The organism is Pseudoalteromonas sp. SR44-8, from assembly GCF_014163635.1.
In the GTDB taxonomy this organism is placed as follows: Bacteria; Pseudomonadota; Gammaproteobacteria; order Enterobacterales; family Alteromonadaceae; genus Pseudoalteromonas; species Pseudoalteromonas rhizosphaerae.
On the sequence record NZ_JACJDS010000023.1, the window covers coordinates 59404 to 79562 of the forward strand.

General features: G+C 40.3%; 25 protein-coding genes. 19 read left to right on the forward strand and 6 right to left on the reverse strand.

Going from position 1 to position 20159, the window contains the following annotated elements; translation table 11 throughout:
- The first annotated feature begins 76 nt into the window (after window positions 1-76).
- The 3 genes from H5183_RS12975 (at window position 77) to H5183_RS12985 (ending at window position 1743) form a co-directional block, all read left to right on the forward strand.
- Window positions 77-397 (forward strand): HI1450 family dsDNA-mimic protein, encoded by a 321-nt coding sequence (locus H5183_RS12975; protein WP_145237630.1) that lies wholly within the window; start codon window positions 77-79, stop codon window positions 395-397.
- 61 nt (window positions 398-458) lie between these two features.
- Window positions 459-1274, forward strand: a complete 816-nt coding sequence (locus tag H5183_RS12980; protein ID WP_182731873.1) for a DUF481 domain-containing protein — start codon at window positions 459-461, stop codon at window positions 1272-1274.
- 16 nt (window positions 1275-1290) lie between these two features.
- The gene (locus tag H5183_RS12985; protein WP_145237622.1) at window positions 1291-1743 is read left to right on the forward strand and encodes a hypothetical protein; all 453 of its coding nucleotides are present in this window, start codon (window positions 1291-1293) and stop codon (window positions 1741-1743) included.
- A gap of 61 nt (window positions 1744-1804) precedes the next feature.
- On the opposite strand, the gene H5183_RS12990 is transcribed toward H5183_RS12985, so the two are convergent.
- Window positions 1805-2290 carry a peptidylprolyl isomerase gene (locus tag H5183_RS12990; RefSeq protein WP_145237619.1) on the reverse strand — a complete coding sequence of 162 codons (486 nt, stop codon included), beginning with the start codon at window positions 2288-2290 and terminating at the stop codon, window positions 1805-1807.
- A gap of 12 nt (window positions 2291-2302) precedes the next feature.
- A complete protein-coding gene (gene ygfZ, locus H5183_RS12995) occupies window positions 2303-3214 on the reverse strand; it encodes a tRNA-modifying protein YgfZ (protein WP_145237616.1) in 912 nt (303 codons plus the stop codon).
- 130 nt (window positions 3215-3344) lie between these two features.
- Between ygfZ and H5183_RS13000 the strand changes: the two genes are divergently transcribed.
- Window positions 3345-3596, forward strand: a complete 252-nt coding sequence (locus H5183_RS13000) for a succinate dehydrogenase assembly factor 2 (RefSeq protein ID WP_054205400.1) — start codon at window positions 3345-3347, stop codon at window positions 3594-3596.
- Between the two features lie 40 nt (window positions 3597-3636).
- On the forward strand, window positions 3637-4008 hold the full coding sequence (locus tag H5183_RS13005; RefSeq protein ID WP_246175499.1) for a hypothetical protein: 372 nt from the start codon (window positions 3637-3639) through the stop codon (window positions 4006-4008).
- Here the strand turns inward: H5183_RS13005 and nadB are convergent.
- Window positions 3968-5593, reverse strand: a complete 1626-nt coding sequence (gene nadB, locus H5183_RS13010; protein WP_145237612.1) for an L-aspartate oxidase — start codon at window positions 5591-5593, stop codon at window positions 3968-3970. The genes H5183_RS13005 and nadB overlap by 41 nt on opposite strands.
- Window positions 5594-5856: 263 nt before the next feature.
- On the opposite strand from nadB, the gene rpoE reads away from it, so the two are divergent.
- From rpoE to pdxJ, 10 genes are all read left to right on the forward strand, one after another.
- Entirely contained in the window at window positions 5857-6438 is a 582-nt protein-coding gene (rpoE, locus tag H5183_RS13015; RefSeq protein ID WP_145237609.1) for an RNA polymerase sigma factor RpoE, read from the forward strand.
- A gap of 1 nt (window position 6439) precedes the next feature.
- On the forward strand, window positions 6440-7051 hold the full coding sequence (locus H5183_RS13020; RefSeq protein ID WP_145237606.1) for a sigma-E factor negative regulatory protein: 612 nt from the start codon (window positions 6440-6442) through the stop codon (window positions 7049-7051).
- Between the two features lie 4 nt (window positions 7052-7055).
- Window positions 7056-8012 (forward strand): MucB/RseB C-terminal domain-containing protein, encoded by a 957-nt coding sequence (locus H5183_RS13025; RefSeq protein WP_182731874.1) that lies wholly within the window; start codon window positions 7056-7058, stop codon window positions 8010-8012.
- 12 nt (window positions 8013-8024) lie between these two features.
- On the forward strand, window positions 8025-8474 hold the full coding sequence (locus H5183_RS13030; RefSeq protein ID WP_182731875.1) for a SoxR reducing system RseC family protein: 450 nt from the start codon (window positions 8025-8027) through the stop codon (window positions 8472-8474).
- A 69-nt stretch (window positions 8475-8543) separates the two neighbouring features.
- Complete coding sequence (gene lepA / locus H5183_RS13035) at window positions 8544-10331, forward strand: translation elongation factor 4 (RefSeq protein WP_182731876.1); 1788 nt, start codon at window positions 8544-8546, stop codon at window positions 10329-10331.
- A gap of 39 nt (window positions 10332-10370) precedes the next feature.
- Complete coding sequence (gene lepB, locus H5183_RS13040; RefSeq protein ID WP_145237597.1) at window positions 10371-11306, forward strand: signal peptidase I; 936 nt, start codon at window positions 10371-10373, stop codon at window positions 11304-11306.
- Between the two features lie 2 nt (window positions 11307-11308).
- Entirely contained in the window at window positions 11309-11986 is a 678-nt protein-coding gene (gene rnc / locus H5183_RS13045; RefSeq protein ID WP_145237595.1) for a ribonuclease III, read from the forward strand.
- Window positions 11976-12908: a GTPase Era gene (gene era, locus H5183_RS13050; protein ID WP_145237593.1), complete on the forward strand. Its 933-nt coding sequence runs from the start codon at window positions 11976-11978 to the stop codon at window positions 12906-12908. Before rnc ends, era begins: the two co-directional genes overlap by 11 nt.
- A gap of 17 nt (window positions 12909-12925) precedes the next feature.
- Window positions 12926-13615 (forward strand): DNA repair protein RecO, encoded by a 690-nt coding sequence (gene recO, locus H5183_RS13055; RefSeq protein WP_182731877.1) that lies wholly within the window; start codon window positions 12926-12928, stop codon window positions 13613-13615.
- Between the two features lie 62 nt (window positions 13616-13677).
- Window positions 13678-14409: a pyridoxine 5'-phosphate synthase gene (pdxJ, locus tag H5183_RS13060; protein WP_182731878.1), complete on the forward strand. Its 732-nt coding sequence runs from the start codon at window positions 13678-13680 to the stop codon at window positions 14407-14409.
- A gap of 69 nt (window positions 14410-14478) precedes the next feature.
- Here pdxJ and H5183_RS13065 read toward each other — a convergent pair whose 3' ends face one another.
- Together H5183_RS13065 and H5183_RS13070 are read right to left on the reverse strand one after the other, a co-directional pair.
- Window positions 14479-14670 (reverse strand): hypothetical protein, encoded by a 192-nt coding sequence (locus H5183_RS13065; RefSeq protein WP_149980895.1) that lies wholly within the window; start codon window positions 14668-14670, stop codon window positions 14479-14481.
- A gap of 54 nt (window positions 14671-14724) precedes the next feature.
- A complete protein-coding gene (locus tag H5183_RS13070; protein ID WP_145237585.1) occupies window positions 14725-14898 on the reverse strand; it encodes a DUF1328 family protein in 174 nt (57 codons plus the stop codon).
- Between the two features lie 521 nt (window positions 14899-15419).
- On the opposite strand from H5183_RS13070, the gene H5183_RS13075 reads away from it, so the two are divergent.
- The 4 genes from H5183_RS13075 to H5183_RS13090 all read left to right on the forward strand — a co-directional run bounded on the left by H5183_RS13075 (window position 15420) and on the right by H5183_RS13090 (window position 18918).
- Window positions 15420-15665, forward strand: a complete 246-nt coding sequence (locus tag H5183_RS13075; protein ID WP_182731879.1) for an OadG family protein — start codon at window positions 15420-15422, stop codon at window positions 15663-15665.
- 10 nt (window positions 15666-15675) lie between these two features.
- A complete protein-coding gene (oadA, locus tag H5183_RS13080; protein ID WP_182731880.1) occupies window positions 15676-17460 on the forward strand; it encodes a sodium-extruding oxaloacetate decarboxylase subunit alpha in 1785 nt (594 codons plus the stop codon).
- Window positions 17461-17471: 11 nt separating this feature from the next.
- Entirely contained in the window at window positions 17472-18602 is a 1131-nt protein-coding gene (locus H5183_RS13085) for a sodium ion-translocating decarboxylase subunit beta (protein ID WP_145237582.1), read from the forward strand.
- Between the two features lie 139 nt (window positions 18603-18741).
- Entirely contained in the window at window positions 18742-18918 is a 177-nt protein-coding gene (locus H5183_RS13090) for a hypothetical protein (RefSeq protein ID WP_167542971.1), read from the forward strand.
- 486 nt (window positions 18919-19404) lie between these two features.
- Here H5183_RS13090 and H5183_RS13095 read toward each other — a convergent pair whose 3' ends face one another.
- A complete protein-coding gene (locus H5183_RS13095) occupies window positions 19405-19830 on the reverse strand; it encodes a hypothetical protein (RefSeq protein ID WP_182731881.1) in 426 nt (141 codons plus the stop codon).
- Window positions 19831-20159: the final 329 nt, after the last annotated feature.

Below are 20159 nucleotides of genomic sequence, written 5' to 3' on the forward strand. Positions count from 1 at the left end.
CCTGGCTTTTTTTTGTCAAAAATTTGCTGAGGTTTGATACTATATCTGGCATTAGCATCATGAAAGGTTTATGGCAATGACAGGACCCCGTTTATACAGTGAAGAAGAAGTAACGCATCAAGCTTACGATATCTTTTTAGAGTTAGCCCCAGATAACCTTAGTGAGCAAGATGTTGATGATTTTAACCAGCATCGAGAAGAGCTTGGCTTTATTGAAGAAGGCGAGCCTGATGATCAATGGCAAGATTTTGTTGCATTAGAAATAGAGCCAGAATTATTTATTCAGGTGTTAGTGGGACTTGAATTCGATAATCAAGATATTCTATTTGCTAAAATTTTGATTAGCCGTGATAAAGATGCGCCGTTTTGTCATATATTATGGAAAGATAGCGAATAATCTAGATGCAGTATCTTAGTGAAAACAGCCTTGTTTTAAATATCAACACAGTGAGCGAACAGTGATTAGGTTACTGCTGTTGTTGGGCTGCCTGCTTAGCTTTAAAGTCTGGGCAGTTGATCCTTTTGAAGACTTTCATGAGTATGGTCAACTCTCAGATGAAGAGATCCATAAAATCCATCAAGGCGAACTATTATACGGCGATACTGAATTTGGACTTATTGTTAGTCGCGGTAATACTAACTCGACCAGTTTTAAGTTCAAAGGTAACTTATATCAAGACCTTGATAAATGGCGTAATCAATTCAAAATAGATAGTTTATATAAACGTGATCGTAACGATGCTACTGGTAATGATGAAGTCTCGGCAAACCGTATATTTTTCTCTGCGCAGGGCAACTATAAAGTTGGGGTAAAAAACGCCTCATTCTTTATGTATGGTGATTATGAAGAAGATGAATTCAGTGGTCTTGAGTTTAAAAGTACGCTTGCAGCAGGTTATGGTAACCGTTTGTATCAAGGGGTAAAAAACCAAGTTGATTTTGATATAGGGCCTGGTTTATACCGCTCGGTGGCGCAAGATGATGCTGAGCTTGAAGATGAGCAAGACAAAACCAAAACCGGCTATTTATTACGTTTAGCACTGCAGTGGGAGCGAACTGTCTCGACTCGAACACGTTTCAATCAAGATTTAAGTATTGAGCAATCATTGTCAGGATTAAACTCACGATTAAAGTCAGAAACATCATTGATCAGCCAAGTGATGGGTGCTATATCATTAAAGTTTACTTATTTATATCGTTATAATTCTAAGCCGGAAGACGACAAGTTAAAGTTTGATTCAGAACTAAGTGCGACATTAGTTTATAGTTTTTAATATTTTAGAGAGTGTTATGTATCAGCATAAGCAATTTGCACTGTTCATTTTTGTTATTCTAAGCTGGATTGCCAGCTTTGTTGGTTTAGCTTGGTATTTAATTGGTGCCGATATGCCGTTAATGGTATTTGCAGCGATTTTAGTGCTGGTGGGTTTTTTGTTCCATGGTTTAACCATTAAAGTTGATGACAGCCAAATTAGCTGGGGTTTTGGTCCTGGTGTGTTTGGTGATAAGTTGCAGCTAGTGGATATTATTGAAGCTAAAGCAGTAGAAAATTCTTTTCGTCATGGTATTGGCTTACGTATTACCCATGATGGTTGGGTATACACAGTGTCAGGATTTAGCGCAGTACAGCTAACTTTAAAAGATGGTAGCCAATATCGCTTGGGAACTAACGACCAAGATGGTTTACTGGCAGCGTTGGCGGGTAAGATAAGCGAGCCAATAGCAGAGCCTACACTCGTTTGATTAAATTATAGATATAAAAAAAGCGCAGTAGCGCTTTTTTTATTGTCGGTTTAAGTCGATATTAGTGATCGTGACCACAGCCGCCATCACCATGAACATGGCCATGCTCTAGTTCGTCTGCTGTTGCATCACGCACTTCAAGTATTTCTACATCAAAGTTTAAAGTGATGCCAGCGAGTGGGTTATTACCATCAACAATTACATCTTCTTCTTGAATATCAATGATCATTACAGATTGATCGCCGTCATCTGTTGAGGCACGAAATTGCATACCAACTTCAATTTCCATACCTTCAAACATCGACTTTGGTACTGCTTGCATCAGATCATCATGGCGTTCGCCATAACCTTGCTCTGGTGGCACAGTAACACTGAGTGTGTCGCCCGCTTTTTTACCTTGTAGGGCATCTTCGAGGCCTTGAATTAAGTAACCGGTACCAACGATAAAGATTAGTGGCTCACCATCAAATGAGTTATCGATAGAGTTTTTGTCATTATCCATGACTGAATAATGCATTTTTACCACTTTATTTGTTGCAACGATCATAGTCACTCCTATTTATTCGTCTTCGAGAGAGTAGGGTAGAGGAAGGATTGATAGCTCTACCGTTGGGGCATGTTTTGCACGCAGTAACTGACTAGGTTCACTGTCGTTTGGCAACACAACAAGGCCAAATAAGGTTTTACTTTGTTGATTGTAGGCTTGGCTTATTAATTTGCCAGCACGACGCCAGTTTTCACCCATTTGGGTTTCAAGCTCTGGCTCTGCTAATTCTCCATCGCTGTGCCCTGATACGATATACATAGCGCGTTTATTTTTACCAAGGTATTTCATGCGGGCAACGGTTTCTTGGCCTGTGTAACAGCCTTTACGAAAGCTTACTCCACCGATTGCTTGCAGGTTAACCATTTGTGGTACGTATTCACCGAGTGCCGCTTCATTGAGCTCAGGCTCACCCGCTAAAATACTATGTTGGTGCCACAGCGCGTCGTTTTCAAGGGCGATAACCTCATCAGGCAGTGAAAATTCATCATTAACCATCAGTAAAATGCGGTTTTTTGCTAATTTTAGTGCTTTACCATGACTAAAATCGCAAGCGCTATCTTGCTCATTAAAATGAATGTTCAACGCATTTAAGGTTGCAGCTAGATCATCACCGATTAAACCAATTAACTTGCTGGTAGCAGCTTGTATTTCAACTTTTGAAAACACCGCATACTTTTTTAATTCCGTTAAAGATTGAGTGGTTTCAACCGCTGATGCTGCTAAATAGTAACTATCCTGATAAGCAAATAACTTTGCTACACTCCATAATTTACCTTTGGCATTACAGTGCCCAGCCCATAAGAAGTTGGTTTGGTTGAGCTTATTAATATCTTGGGTAATTTGGCCATGAAGGTAGGCGAGTTTATCAACACCGCTAATGCGGATCAGCTGATGTGATAAAGGGCATGCGTGTACTGTTGACATAAAAACCTGCTTTACAATAAATGTAGGCGCGTATAATACCGTAGTTAGCGCTGCTGGTATAGATGCATAAATAGCTGTTTATTCAGGTGCAATTTGTTAAACTGCTAAGCAACTTAGTACGAGGTAAAAAATGACTGAAATTCACAATAAAGCGCGTATCCGCTGGGCTTGTCGCCGCGGCATGTTAGAACTAGATGTGTTATTTATGCCATTTGTAGATGAGGCATTTGATTCGTTATCTGTACAGCAGCAAGCTGTTCTTCAACGTTTGCTAGAAGCGGATGATCCCGATCTATTTGCGTGGTTTATGGGCCATCAAGAATGTAAAGATCCTGAGCTTAAACAGATGGTACAACTGATTTTAGACCGAGTTCGTGTATAGGTTTAGGGTTACTAATAATGTTCCAGACCACAGGCCTTTTGTGGTCTACTTTAGCTTGTTCGCAGTATGTTATAGCTTATTTTTAACTAGCATATTAGCGCAATTTATTTGTGTCGCCAGTAGTACTGTTTTTGGCTATGTGAGTTGGCACTGGTATAAAAAATCCCATCCTCAGCAAGGCGTTTTTATATTAGATTCTACGCAATGTCGTTTTGAAAATAATACGCTAAAAATAAATGGCCATATCAGTAACAAAAGCCGTGTTTATCAAAGCAGTGTTTGGTTATATATTAATGGCTTTGCAAGCTCCCACTGGCTGATTATTAATGCCAGCGGGGTTGATGAACTGAGTTTTGTGCGCTTGAAACGTCTTACTTTGGCTGCTCGTCATGAGCAAGCGGAGTTAAAATAGTGGGCGTTGGATTATCATTTAACTGTGGGTAGTCAATCGTATAATGCAAGCCTCTGCTTTCTTTTCGCTCCATTGCACTGCGAATTATAAGCTCTGCTACTTGCACTAAATTACGCAGTTCAAGCAAGTTATTCGAAACGCGGAAGTTTGCATAATAATCACGAATTTCTTGCTGTAGTAATTCAACTCGGTGTAACGCACGTTCTAGGCGTTTAGTTGAACGCACAATGCCAACATAGTCCCACATAAATAGTCTTAGTTCATGCCAATTATGGGTGATCACCACTTCTTCATCTGAGTTAGTTACGCGGCTTTCATCCCACATCGGCAGCACTTTTAATGCTGGACTATGTTGTATTTTTGCTAAAATATCTTTTGCTGCGGCGTGCGCGAACACAATGCACTCTAGTAATGAATTACTGGCCATGCGATTAGCGCCATGTAGCCCCGTATAAGCGACTTCGCCTACCGCATATAAGTTATCTAGATCGGTCTTGCCGTTAAAGTCAGTCATTACTCCACCACAGGTATAATGTGCCGCAGGAACCACTGGAATTGGATCTTTAGTGATATCGAGCCCGACACTTAAGCATTTTGCATAAATGGTCGGGAAATGCTCAATAATAAAGTCTTTATCTTTATGACTGATATCTAAATACACACAGTTAGCACCTAGGCGCTTCATCTCAAAATCGATAGCGCGGGCAACAATATCGCGTGGTGCGAGCTCTTCACGCTCGTCAAAGTCTTTCATGAATCGTGTGCCGTCAGGGCGCTTTAAATAAGCACCTTCACCGCGCATCGCTTCGGTGATCAGAAAGTTTTGTAGCTCTGGGTGATATAAACTGGTCGGGTGGAATTGGTTAAATTCCATATTAGCTACTCTACAACCTGCCCGCCAAGCCATGGCGATACCATCACCACTGGATACATCAGGGTTGGATGTGTAAAGGTATACTTTACTGGCACCACCGGTTGCTAAGGCTACAAACTTAGCTGAAATTGTTTCGACTTTCTTTGCCGCTCGGTTCCACATATATACGCCATGGATATGTTTACCGTTTTGGCCTAATTTTTTATCACCAATTAAATCTATTGCGTTGTATTGTTCTAATAAGGTGATTTCTGGGTGCGCTTGTACTTGGCTTATTAGCGTTGTTTGCACTGCTCGGCCGGTAGCATCTGCAGCGTGCAAAATTCGACGATGGCTATGGCCGCCTTCACGGGTTAAATGAAAGCGCTCTTTGCCTTTGCTATCAAACTCCATATCAAAAGGCACGCCTTGCTCGATTAGCCATTGCAAGCAATCATGGGCATTACTAGCGGTGTATTGCACGGCGGCTTTGTCACATAAACCACCACCGGCATCTAAGGTGTCTTGTACGTGAGATTCAATGCTGTCATTCTTTTTATCAAACACGGCAGCAATGCCGCCTTGTGCATAAAGTGTGGAACCTTCCGTCAATTCACCTTTACTGATCACGGTAACTTTACAGTGATTAGCTAAAGATAATGCTAATGAGAGGCCAGCTGCGCCGCTGCCAATAATAGCGACATCCGTGATATGGTGTTTATTTTGGTTCATGTCCGTGGTCTTTGCGGTTACAATGCCCAGATACTAATGTATAAACAGTAATGAGCAAATAATAATATTATGATAGGCGTATATGTATCATATTTGGCGCGACACTATTAGTGATTTTCAACTTTCGCCAACATATTTATATGCTATTTTATAAAAAAATAATATTAAACAGAACTTTTCATTCATGCAGCAGTCAGAGTATTTGTAAACAATGGCAGGATATGAATGACAAGCAATAATCAGACAGAGGAGTACCGGCTCGAATGAGCGAGCAGGATTTGGATTTAGCGCTAGTAAAAAGGGTCCAGCAGGGCGATAAAAATGCCTTCAATCTTTTAGTAAAGAAGTATCAGAACAAAATAGCCGGTTTGATTTCACGTTATGTATCAAATCAAGGCGATATTGCTGATGTTGCTCAAGAAGCTTTTATTAAAGCATACCGCGCACTTCCAAACTTTAGAGGGGACAGTGCCTTTTATACTTGGTTATACCGTATCGCCGTTAATTGTGCTAAAAATTACTTAGTGGCTCAGGGCCGCAAACCGCCAGCAAATGATATAGATGCTGACGATGCAGAGTTTTATGAAGGGTCTGATGCAATGCGTTCAAATGCATCCCCTGAAAACTTGCTACTAAGCGAAGAAGTTCGCGCAGTGATTTTTAACACCATTGATAGTTTGCCTGAAGATCTTAAAACCGCGATCACTCTACGAGAAATCGAAGGGATGAGCTATGAAGAAATAGCCGTGGTGATGGATTGCCCAGTCGGGACGGTGCGTTCGCGTATTTTCCGTGCCCGTGAAGCAATAGATAACAAATTAAACCCATTAATAGGCGAGTCTTAATATGACAAAAGCACACGTTAACAAGTTGGATAATCAGCATCTATCCGCATTACTTGACGGCGAACAATCATTAACTGATGAGGTTATTGCCCAGCAAGATGCGGCAACCTTAGGACGTTATGCGCTAATAGGTGACGTAATGCGTGCTGAGTCAGAAGATGCTTTCGTCTTTGATATAAGCGATAGTGTTGCGCAAGCGCTGGAAAGTGAACCAGTTTATGCTGATTTCACACAATCTGCGTCACAACCTGCACCATTGGCTGCCACGGGCACCGATAACGTAGTGGCGTTTAACTGGCGCAAACCAGTTGCACAACTTGCAATTGCAGCAAGTGTTGCCATGTTTGCAATTGTTGGTGTACAAACATTGCCACAAGGTGAAAACTCACCTAGCAATGAAATTCCGATGTTACAAACAACACCAGTAACAGGAATGGCATCACCAGTTAGCTATTCGTCAGAACCCGCTTTACAAAATGCAGAGCAAGGTTTGCGTGAGTTACAGCAACAGCGTATTGGCGCGTTAGTATTAGAACATCAACGCCAAGCACGAGTTGCATATTCATTAGAAAAAGCTCACACTGAGGCGCAAGCCGAAGAGGAAAAAAACTAATTAAATGAAAGTAATTACTTTTATTTTGTCGTTGGTATTAATGGCTCCAGCCTTTGCTGACGACGAAAACCCCGCAAAAGAGCTTCTGCTCAAAATGGCTGACGCCGTTCATAATCGTAACTTTGACGCATCATTTGTGGTCGTCAAAGGGAAGACAATGGAACCATATCGTTGGTTGCATGCAAAACAAGGTAATACAGAACTCGAGCATTTGAGCTTACTCAATGGCGCAGGCCTTGAAATGGTTCGTATTGATGATCAAGTTACTTATTTTGAGCCACAGTCTGAACCTTATTCAATAGATACTGATTCTATAGCAGGCCCAATCCCAGAAGTGTTATTCAAAGATGTTGAGCGTTTAAGCCAACATTACGATTTTGTGCTCGGTGGTAAAGGCCGTATTGCAGGGCGTGCTGCGCAGCTTGTGCGTATCGAATCAAAAGACGAGTATAAGTTTAATTATTGGCTGTGGCTTGATGCTGAGTCATCGCTATTACTAAAATCTGCTTATGTTAATCATGCCGGTGAGATGTTAGAACAACTACAGTTAACCCATATTAGTGTAACCGAAGAGCCCGCTGCGTTATTACTTGAAATGCTAAATCGTAAGTTTCCAACGCCATTACCAGCAGCGGCAATTACCAAAAATGAAGCAAGTACAGAAAGTAATAATTGGCAAATAGGCTGGTTACCGGAGGGGTTTAGTTTGTTAAAATCAGACCGTCATAAGCTTGATTTGAACAATGAACTGACGGATTATTATTTATACTCAGATGGTTTTGTCGAAATTTCAGTGTTTGTACAAAGACCATTACCTGGTCGCAGGCCAAGCGGTGCATTGTCATCCGGTGCCACGACAGTATATGTGCATAATAGCGGTAGTTTTGATGTGTCAGTGGTGGGGAATATTCCAGCAATGACTGCAAAAGCAATTGCTGAATCGGTTGCAAGACCCTTGTAATATAAGCTGATAATGATAGAACAAACCCTTACAGTGGTGTCGATTCAAGGCGCCACTGCGCATTTAGAAGCCCAACAAAAGCAAGCCTGTGAAGGGTGCAACGGCCGTTGTGGTTCTCAAATATTTAGTAAGTTATTTGGCACTGCTAAAAAAACCTTCCCCTATCGCTTTGAAATCCCTGTTGTGGTTGGGCAAAAAGTAACCCTAGCACTGGATGATAGCCACATGGTAAAGCATGCTTTTGCAGTGTATATGTTGCCTTTGGTATTAAGTCTGGTATTTGCGTTAGTGGCTGCTGAGGTTTTTTCTGTGCCTGAATGGTTGCAAATCATTGCCGCTATAGGTGGTGGTTTTACTGGCTTTGGCATTGCTAAAAGCCGAGTGAAAAGCCTAAAGCATGATGTTAAAGTAATAAAAATTCACCCAATTAGCCTCCCTTTAACTCAAATAGATGGTGATTGAAGCCAATTAAATGTAAAATTGCGGCTTTATACACTCAGTCCATTAAAATAGAAGTTTAGAATCCAGTTTATGAAGCATATCCGTAATTTTTCGATCATCGCCCATATTGACCACGGTAAATCGACCCTTTCAGATCGTTTGATCCAAGTTTGTGGTGGTTTAACAGACCGCGAAATGCAAAAGCAAGTATTGGATTCAATGGATATTGAGCGCGAGCGTGGTATCACCATTAAAGCGCAAAGTGTAACTCTAAATTATAAAGCCAACGACGGTGAAACTTACCAACTTAACTTTATCGACACCCCGGGACACGTTGACTTTACTTATGAAGTATCGCGCTCGCTGGCAGCGTGTGAAGGTGCATTATTAGTTGTTGATGCCGGTCAAGGTGTTGAAGCGCAAACTCTAGCGAATTGTTACACTGCCATCGAAATGAATTTAGAAGTAATTCCGGTATTAAACAAAATCGATTTACCACAAGCTGATCCACTTCGTGTAGCCGAAGAAATTGAAGATATTATTGGTATCGATGCCCTAGATGCCGTGCAATGTAGCGCTAAAACAGGTGTGGGTATTGCCGAAGTTCTTGAAATGATTGTTAAGGACGTACCGCCACCAGTGGGTGATAAAGACAAACCGCTACAGGCGCTTATCATTGACTCATGGTTTGACCCGTATCAAGGTGTTGTATCGCTGGTGCGTATTAAGCACGGTGAATTAAGAACGGGCGACAAGATAAAAATTATGTCGAACGAGCATATACACACTGCAGATCAGGTTGGTGTTTTTACACCAAAGCAAACCAACACCGGTATTTTAAGAACTGGTGAGGTAGGTTTTGTTATTGCGGGTATTAAAGAAATACATGGTGCGCCAGTAGGTGACACTATTACCCATCAAAAAAATGCAGCACCTGAGCGCTTACCGGGCTTTCAAAAAATTAAACCACAAGTTTATGCCGGTATGTTTCCAATTGCCTCGGATGAGTATGAATCTTTCCGTGATGCGCTTAATAAACTTAGCTTAAATGATGCGTCGTTATTCTTCGAACCAGAAAATTCAACAGCACTTGGCTTTGGCTTTCGCTGTGGTTTCTTGGGCATGTTGCACATGGAAATCATTCAAGAGCGTTTAGAGCGTGAATATGATATTGACTTAATTACCACCGCACCAACGGTAATTTATGAAGTTGTAACTAAAGAGGGTACGATTCAGATTGATAACCCATCTGATTTACCTGCTGTAAACGATATTTTAGAAATTCGTGAGCCCGTTGTTGAAGCTAATATTCTTGTACCACAAGAGTACTTAGGTAGCGTTATTACGCTTTGTATTGAAAAGCGTGGTATGCAAACTAAGATGAACTATCACGGTAAGCAAGTCGCTGTTACTTATGAACTGCCAATGGCAGAAGTGGTGATGGACTTTTTCGATAAGTTAAAGTCAACCAGTCGTGGTTTTGCCTCGCTGGATTATAACTTTAAGCACTTTCAAACATCAGACATGGTGCGCGTTGATATATTAATCAATGGTGAGCGCGTTGATGCGCTTGCGATTATTGTTCACAGAGACAGCGCGCAATCGCGTGGTCGTCAATTAGCTGATGCGTTGAAAGAACTTATCCCTCGTCAAATGTTTGATATAGCAATTCAAGCGGCAATTGGCGCGCATGTTATTGCTCGTACCACTGTTAAGCAATTACGTAAAAACGTAATTGCGAAGTGTTATGGTGGCGACGTGAGTCGTAAGAAAAAGCTACTTCAAAAGCAAAAAGATGGTAAAAAACGTATGAAGCAACTAGGCAATGTTGAAGTGCCTCAAGAAGCATTTTTAGCGATTCTTAAAGTTGGTAAGTAAGTTTCTTAACCAAATTACGTAAGATAAAGGATTTAATGCATGGCAGGTTATTTTTCAATATTTTTAGTTTTGTTAACTCTAGGCTCAGGCTTAATTTGGTTAATTGACCATTTTATGTTTGCACCAAAAAGGCAGCAACGCTTAGCTCTTGCGCAAAGCTCTGCTGGCGGCGAGCTTGATGAAGAAACTGCAGCATTAATTGCGCCAGAACCGACGATTACTGAAACGGCAAAATCAATTTTTCCGATGATTGCGGCTATTACGATTTTTAGATCGTTTATATTCGAGCCGTTTCAAATACCATCAGGTTCAATGATGCCGACACTATTAGTTGGCGATTTTATCTTAGTACAGAAATATTCGTATGGCGTGAAAGACCCTGTTTGGCGCACTCAATTAGTTGATGTTGCAGAGCCTGAACGTGGTGATATTGTGGTATTTAAATACCCATTAGACGAACGTATTGATTATATTAAACGTGCGATTGGTTTACCGGGTGATAAAATCGTTTACCGCGATAAGCGTTTATACATTCAGCCAAATTGCGAGCAAGGACAAACACAACAAGGTGACTTATTGTGTAATGAATTTAATAAAATTGATATGGAGATCATTAATCGCGATGAATTTAAGCAAGGCTCTATGGATTTAGTCCGGTTAGATGAAAATTTGACTACACTAAAACATAATATTTTAATTAACCCTGAAGCGCTGGAAATGAAAGGGCGTTACTATCAACAACCGGGTACACGTTCTGATGAATGGGTAGTGCCGGCTGATCATTATTTTATGATGGGTGATAACCGCGATAACAGCCAAGATAGTCGCGTATGGGGCTTTGTGCCAAAAGAAAACTTGGTGGGTAAAGCTGTCTTTATATGGATGAGTTTTGAATTTGAGAATGGCCCAGATGACATTTTACCAGGCTGGGTTCCAACTGGTGTTCGTTTTGAACGCCTAGGTAATATTCAGTAACAATGAAAAAAAATGTAACAGAGTTATATAGCAAAATAGGGTATACCTTTATTGATCAAGTATTGCTTGAGCAGGCGATGACCCATCGCAGCCATAAAGGACAACACAATGAACGCTTAGAGTTTTTGGGCGATTCCATTTTAAGCTTTGTCATTGCCAATGCTTTATATAGTAAGTTCCCCAAAGCGCGTGAAGGCGATCTTAGCCGCATGCGTTCAACGCTTGTGCGTGGACAAACCTTAGCTGAATTTGGTTTAGAGTTTGGCCTAGGTGATTACTTACGCTTAGGGCCGGGTGAACTTAAAAGTGGTGGTTTTAGACGTGAATCAACTTTAGCTGATGCGGTTGAAGCAATTATTGGTGCGGTATTTTTAGATGCTGGCATTGATGTTTGTGGAGACTTGATTTTGGCGTGGTACGAATCTCGCCTTGATGCCATTTCGCCAGGTTTAAACCAAAAAGATCCTAAAACATTACTACAAGAATACTTACAAGCCCGCAAATTACCTTTGCCAGGCTATACTGTAGTAGATACTAAAGGTCAGGCACACAATCAAACGTTCACGGTTGAATGTATTGTTGAAGGTATGGATAGCATCATCTCAGTTGGCAGTTCTCGTCGTAAAGCTGAACAAAAAGCCGCTGAAAAAGCGTTGAAGATACTTAAAAATGAATCTTGATACATTGATCCAACCGCACACGCGTGATTTAGATACTTTTTGTGGCATGGTCGCTATTGTTGGCCGCCCAAACGTTGGTAAATCTACCTTGCTTAATGAAATTATTGAGCAGAAAGTAAGTATTACCTCGCGTAAACCGCAAACCACACGCCACCGTATTATGGGTATTCATACTGTAGGTAAGCACCAAGCCGTGTATGTTGATACACCAGGCCTGCATGTTGAAGAAAAGCGTGCCATTAACCGTTTAATGAACCGTGCTGCTTCAAGTTCATTAGGTGATGTTGAGCTAGTTATTTTTGTTGTTGAAGGTACTCATTGGAATGCTGACGATGAAATGGTGCTTAACAAAGTAAAGCAAAATGGCAAACCAGTATTACTTGTGATGAACAAAATTGATCAAGTAAAAGACCGTGACCTTGTGCTACCGCATATGAAGTGGTTAGGCGAAAAGTTTGATTTTGTTGGCATTATGCCAGTATCTGCGACTCAAGGTAAAAATATCAACCTGATCAAAGATGAAGTAACTAAGCGTTTACCACCGTGTGAATTTTACTTCCCTGAAGATTACGTAACAGATCGTTCAATGCGCTTTATGGCAGCCGAAGTGATCCGTGAAAAGTTGATGCGCTTTATGGGTGAGGAGCTTCCTTACTCAGTTACCGTTGAAATTGAGCAGTTTAAATGGCAAGAAAATGGCATTTGGCATATCAATGGCTTGATTTTAGTTGAGCGTGAAACGCAAAAACGTATGGTTATTGGTAATAAAGGCGAAAAGCTTAAAGTGATTGGCCGCGAAGCCCGTAAAGATCTCGAAGAAATGCTTGATAATAAAGTGTTTTTAGAACTTTGGGTGAAGGTTAAATCAGGTTGGGCTGACGACGAGAGAGCACTTCGCAGTTTAGGCTATGGTGAAGATTAATAGCCTAAGCGATATTTATGGATAGCGACTTCTACACGGCATATTTATTACACCGACGTCCTTTTAGTGACTCACAAGTAATGCTTGATATGTTAGTAGAAGGCGTTGGCCAGTTGCGCATGCTGGCGCGAATTAGCGGTCGCCAAGCAACAAAATACAAAGCTCAGTTACAACCCTTCCAAGCTTTACTGGTAAATTATACCGGTAAACACGACCTGAAATATATCCAACGATTTGAACTACATGGCACGCAATCCACACTAGTTGGGGATCAGCTTTATTGTGGGTTTTACCTCAATGAACTAACCAACCGCATTGTACCAATTAATGAACCAATTGATCATGCCTATCAATTGTATAAAACTCACCTACAACAGCTTAACCAGCACCCTAACTTACAAGCTGTATTACGTTCTTATGAATTTCAATTATTAGAATTATTAGGCTATGGCGTTGACTTTAGTTTTGATGCCGCAGGCGATCCAATTTCGGCAGAGCAAACGTATAGTTACTTTGCTGAATACGGCTTTGTTGCCCAAGAAAATCAAGGCAGTGGCTTTTCTGGCGCGCAGTTAAATGCAATTGCAGATCATGACTTTAGTGCGCCGGATGTGTTATATATGGCGAAACAATTAAGTCGTCATTTAATGAAGCCTTTATTAGGCAAAAAACCATTAAAAAGTCGCGAGCTGTTTATATCCAAATAGTTTGGGTATTCACCAACAATCTTAATACGGTATTTTTAACCGTTATTTTTACAGGTAAAAAAATGAAAGATATTCTTTTGGGTATAAACGTTGATCATATTGCTACCTTACGCCAAGCTCGGGGTACAAGTTACCCAGATCCAGCACATGCTGCGAGTGTTGCTGAGCATGCTGGCGCTGATGGGATCACTATTCATTTACGTGAAGACCGTCGTCACATTCAAGATCGTGACGTGTATGTGATGGCTAAAACAATCCAAACACGAATGAACCTTGAAATAGCGGTTACAGATGAAATGATTGATATTGCTTTAGATGTTAAGCCAGCTTATGTTTGCTTAGTACCAGAAAAACGTGAAGAGTTGACCACCGAAGGCGGTTTAGACGTTGTTGGTAATCTAGATAAGATTAAAGCCGCGACAGCAAAATTAACTGACGCCGGTATAAAAGTGTCGTTATTTATCGATGCAGACAAAGCACAACTAGATGCAGCTACAGCCTGTAATGCCCCATATGTTGAAATTCATACTGGCGCTTATGCGGATGCGCAAACTGATGCTGAGATACAAAAACAACTTGAGCATATTCATCAAGGTGTAAAGTATGCAGCAAGTTTGGGTTTGATAGTAAACGCCGGCCACGGACTTCATTATCATAACGTGAAACCGATTGCTGCTATGAAAGAGATTTACGAACTAAACATTGGTCACGCAATTATAGCGCGTGCAGCCATAGATGGATTAGATAAAGCAGTACGTGACATGAAGCGACTAATGCTAGAAGCGAGAGCTTAATTTTAACTTCTCTTAAAATGCAAAAAACGACTCAAAAGAGTCGTTTTTTATTATTTGTATCTAACTGGATTAACAGTTAGTTTCTTTAGCGTTAACGCCTTCTTTTACTTCTTCACAGGCGTCTTCTACTTTGTTTTGTACGTCGGTTACAGCTTCATCGATGCGTTCACCGGCCTCTTCTGCATGATTGTCTTCACAACCCATGATAAAAAAACTAGCGAATAAAGCGATCACAGCAGTTTTAATAGTTGTCGATTTCATAATGTAATTCCTTGTAAAATTAATAAATGTGTTGTTATTTAAAATAAATTGTTATCACTTAGGGACATTGCCGCGCAACGCACCTGAAACGAGTGAAATAACTAACAATACAATAAAGATAAAAAAGATAATCTTAGCAATTCCTGCTGCGGCACCTGCGATACCACCAAAACCTAACACTGCAGCAATAAGCGCAATAACTAAAAATGTAATTGTCCAGCGTAACATTGTCGTCTCCTTGGTTTGTTAATTTGTTCAGAGTAAATAATGCCAGTTACATGCCATGTGTTTAAATCCTTTATTATCAATTGGATAGTGTTTATTTTATTTATTTTCATGAATTAGGTGGGAATTATTTACAGCTTTATCTGTAACTTATACTCGGCGTCCTGAAAAATAAATATTTCAGCATGATTTTTTGGTAAGACCAATTTCATGTTGAGTGCTTTTTCATTAATTTAACAGTTGTTGAGTAGTTCGGTTGGTAAGTTATTAAGGTGCAGATTAGATTTCACTTATAAGTTATAGCTATATTCAGTATTTTTATCATCTATATCCTATTAAATTATAGTAAAAAGCAGTGTGTTAACTTTGCTGAAGATATGTTAGCTTTATATTAATTGGTTTTACCAATTTACAAAGTGTTGGACTTGGTCTGTTTCTTTGATATGATTATTGCATAAATATTTAAATAAAGTGATTTTTTACCTATCTTTCGGGTGGGTAAGAATACTCAGGGGGGGGGCAGAATGGATATAGGTCAATTACTTGCTACTGCAGCAAACTTAATGCTCACTGGGATGGTGGGAGTTTTCGTTTTTCTTTCGTTGTTGATTGCAGCAATTACCGCTATGTCTAAATTAGCGAGCCGCTTTGAACAGCCGGTTGTAATGCCAACGCGGACACCATCGATCAAAGCACCCGGTGTACCAAGTGAACACATCGCTGCGATAAGTGCTGCCATAGCTCAGTACAAAAATAAACAAAAACTATAAGGGATGACTTGTGGCTAAATTAAAATTAACAGAATTAGTACTTAGAGACGCGCATCAATCATTATTAGCAACGCGTATGCGTTTGGATGACATGCTACCGATTGCACAAAAATTAGATGATGCAGGTTACTGGTCGATCGAATCATGGGGTGGGGCTACTTTTGATTCATGCATTCGTTATTTGGGTGAAGATCCTTGGGAGCGTATTCGTGCTCTTAAAAAAGCTATGCCAAATACTAAACAGCAAATGTTATTACGTGGTCAAAACCTTTTAGGCTATCGTCATTATGCAGATGATGTTGTTGAAAAATTTGTAGAGCGAGCGCACAAAAATGGTGTTGATGTGTTTCGTATTTTTGATGCGATGAACGATGTTCGTAATCTTGAAACGGCTATTAAAGCTGCGATTAAAGTTGGCGCACATGCACAAGGTACAATTTCGTACACAGTAAGCCCGGTTCATACACTTGATATGTGGTTAACGCTTGCCAAGCAGCTTGAAGAGTTAGGCTGTCATTCAATTTGTATTAAAGATATGGCTGGTTTGCTTAAACCATACGATGCAGAAGAGTTAATCAAAGCGTTAAAAGAAACAGTCTCTATTCCAATTGCAATGCAGTGTCATGCCACAACAGGTTTAAGTACTGCTACTTACCAAAAAGCGATTGATGCAGGTATTGATATGCTTGACACCGCAATTTCATCAATGAGTATGACTTACGGACACAGCGCAACTGAAACGATTGTATCGATTGTTGAAGGTACTGAACGTGATACTGAGCTGGATTTAAATCAACTCGAAGAGATTGCAGCTTATTTCCGCGATGTTCGTAAAAAATATGCCGCGTTTGAAGGCAGCTTAAAAGGTGTTGATGGCCGTATTTTATTAGCGCAAGTGCCTGGTGGCATGTTAACTAATATGGAAAACCAGCTTAAAGAGCAAGGTGCTGCGGATAAATTGAATGAAGTATTACTTGAGATCCCACGTGTACGTGAAGACTTAGGTTATTTACCGTTAGTTACACCAACATCACAAATTGTTGGTACACAAGCAGTATTAAATGTATTGACGGGCGAGCGTTATAAAACTATCACCAAAGAAACTGCCGGAGTGCTAAAAGGTGAGTATGGCGTAACTCCTGCGCCGATGAATAAAGAATTACAAGAGCGCGTACTTAATGGCGCAGAAGTCATTACTTGCCGCCCAGCTGATTTATTGCAACCAGAACTAGAAATACTCCAAGCTGAGTTATTAAAAGAAGCAAAAGAGCAAGGCTTAAGCTTAGCGGATGAGCAGATTGATGACGTGTTAACGTATGCATTATTCCCACAAATTGGGTTGAAATTCATTAAAAATCGTAATAACCCAGATGCTTTCGAAGCTGTACCAAGTGCTGAATCTGCTAATAAAGAACAACCAGTTAGCAATAAAAAAAGTAACAGCAACACAGTAAAAGCAGAGCAGTACAGCGTAAAAGTAGATGGTAAAGTTTATGATGTAGTGGTTGCACAAGGCGGTGAGCTTAAAGAAGTAACACTTAAAGATAGTGAGCATATTCCACAATCGGCGTCAGTTGCTTCCGGCGAAACACTTAACGCTCCACTTGCTGGTAACATCTTTAAAATCAAGGTGAAAGCGGGTCAAACGGTAAATGAAGGCGATGTAGTGATCATCATGGAAGCGATGAAAATGGAAACTGAAATTCGTGCAACCCACACCGGTACTATTGCTGAAATTCTTGTTGCTGAAGGTGATTCAGTGGCAACGGGTGACGCTATGATAGCACTAGCTTAGGAGCGCAGAGGATGGAAGCATTATTAAACCTCTGGCAAGCAACAGGTATTGCTAATTTTACATTTCCTGCGCTTATTATGATCGCAGTAGGGTGTTTATTGTTGTATCTGGCAATTGCGCGCAACTTTGAGCCGTTATTATTATTACCAATTGGCTTTGGGGCAATATTAACAAATATCCCCGTAGCGGGCTTATCAGACCCCGGTGGTTTGCTGTATTACGTTTATCATATTGGGATTGATACCGGTGTATTCCCATTATTAATATTTATGGGTGTTGGTGCACTCACTGATTTTAGTGCCTTGATAGCTAATCCTCGTATGTTATTGCTAGGTGCTGCAGCTCAGTTTGGTATTTTTGCAACCTTGTTTGGCGCAATTTTACTAAACTATGTACCAGGTTTTGAGTTTTCTTTACAGGATGCGTCAGCAATTGCGATTATAGGTGGTGCAGATGGCCCGACGGCAATCTTCTTAGCCTCAAAACTTGCTCCTGATTTATTGGGTGCTATCGCCGTAGCTGCATACTCATATATGGCGTTGGTGCCAATTATTCAGCCGCCAATTATGCGGGCTTTAACCACACCAGAAGAACGTAAAATTCAAATGCCACAGTTACGCACCGTATCAAAAAAGGAAAAAATTATTTTTCCGTTAATGGTATTGAGTTTAACGATTTTGTTTTTACCTGCAGCAACGCCACTGGTAGGCATGTTCTGTTTAGGAAACTTGATGCGAGAGTCTGGTGTGGTTGACCGTTTAAGTAATAGTGCACAAAACGAGATCATAAATATCACCACTATTTTCCTTGGTTTAGCTGTAGGCTCTAAGCTTGCTGCAGATAAGTTTTTAACCGTAGAAACAATTGGTATTTTGGTACTCGGCGCCTTGGCTTTTGCAATTGGTACAGCTTCAGGTGTATTTATGGCAAAAGGTATGAACAAGTTCTCTAAATCACCAATCAATCCACTCATCGGCGCGGCTGGTGTATCAGCTGTGCCAATGGCTGCACGCGTAGTTAATAAAGTGGGTCTGGAGAATAATCCGCATAATTTCTTATTAATGCATGCAATGGGACCAAATGTTGCGGGAGTACTGGGAAGTGCTGTGGCTGCAGGTATCTTGTTAGCACTGGTAGGTTAAATAAATCATTAAACTATACCCAGCGAGCTGAGTATGGTGAGGTAACTTTTACTTCCAACCGACTGCGCAGTATTTACTGCGCTTTTTTTTGCTTGCATATTGGGTATACTCGATAGATATTTTATTAAATAGGAATGGTATGAATATCTTCGTGATTTTAATTTCACTGTTTGTTGCATTAATCATCCTTGTGCCACTACTTGAAAAGTATCAGTCTAAAATGGGCCTAGATGGTGCGACTAAATACGCCAAATACATCTGGCCATTAGTGATGATTTCATTGGTTGTGCAATTGATTTATGTGTTGGTGAGATAGAGCGTAGCCGTCAGTTTTAAGGTTCAGGGCAGCTAGAAGTGGTAAGTTGCTCAGCGTTAAAATTGCCTGCGTAGGTTGTGGTTGAACACCCCGAAACCCAACGAAAAATATCCTGCCAGTCTGCATCAATGCACAGCATTATCGGATGTCTTAAATGCAATAACTGACGATTCATGAACCATTATGTGTGAAGTCAAACTTTTAGCTTGTACTATTTAGCCTAAACAGGTTTAAAATCATCGATAGATATTTGGATACATATTCAGCATGAGAAATAAATCGCTTCTCCGTCCTTGTTGTCCTACTTATTCAATAAATTTCATTGCTGTTGCAAGTGAGTTTGCAGATGAAGTACTTAACATGTTTTTTGACTAATAAGTCATGTAATTCTTGGTTGTCTAGTTTCATACAGAATCATTGATGGGGGCACAATGACAAAGCCAGTCAAAACTAAACGTAGCAAAAGGGTTCCGTATGACAAACTTGTTAGGCATCTGCAAGGTTATTGACACGAATAGCTCCCATGTGAAGTCCGTATACAATTGAGAGTTTACTTTTGTTGCTATGAAAAAATATCATATAGGCAGTGTTATTTGGCTCACCATACTCTTCCTTGCTGCCGTAATATTCCAAAAACCAATTAAGCTTCTCCGCCTTTTCATTCTCACTGCTATTAAACTGATCTGTGAGATAGTTTATGTATGAAACCCTATCATTCGCAAAGCCTACGTGAATACGAGTTACGTCATTTTCAACAACAAATTCAAAATCTATGTCTTTTTTACTTGAATCTTCAATCCTTTCTACTGATGAGAAAGTCGATAGCTTTCTGAATACTTTATCAGGAGTTAAATTCAACTCTATGATTGGGAATTCGGGCTCAAACTTTACCTTTTTGAAGATGTTAAACATAGGGTTGCCTAATAATTTTATCTACGACATTTGTCGTTTTATAAACCGACAAATCTCCATATTACGATGTATTTATCTTAGTCATCAAATAAACAGCTGTATATAATTAGTAACTTCGTTTCACTTTTCTAAATGCAGCAATACACCCAAATGGTAGAGAGCAGTAACATTGGACAAAATTCAAGCTGCTATTGATGTATACAGTTAGTTGCTGATTAGTTTTGTTTTATTGTAAATTAACGCGTGACTATTTTATCGGGGTCAGAACACACAATCTTATGGCTTATGGCTTATGGCTTATGGCTTATGGCTACAGCTCCACAAAAAAA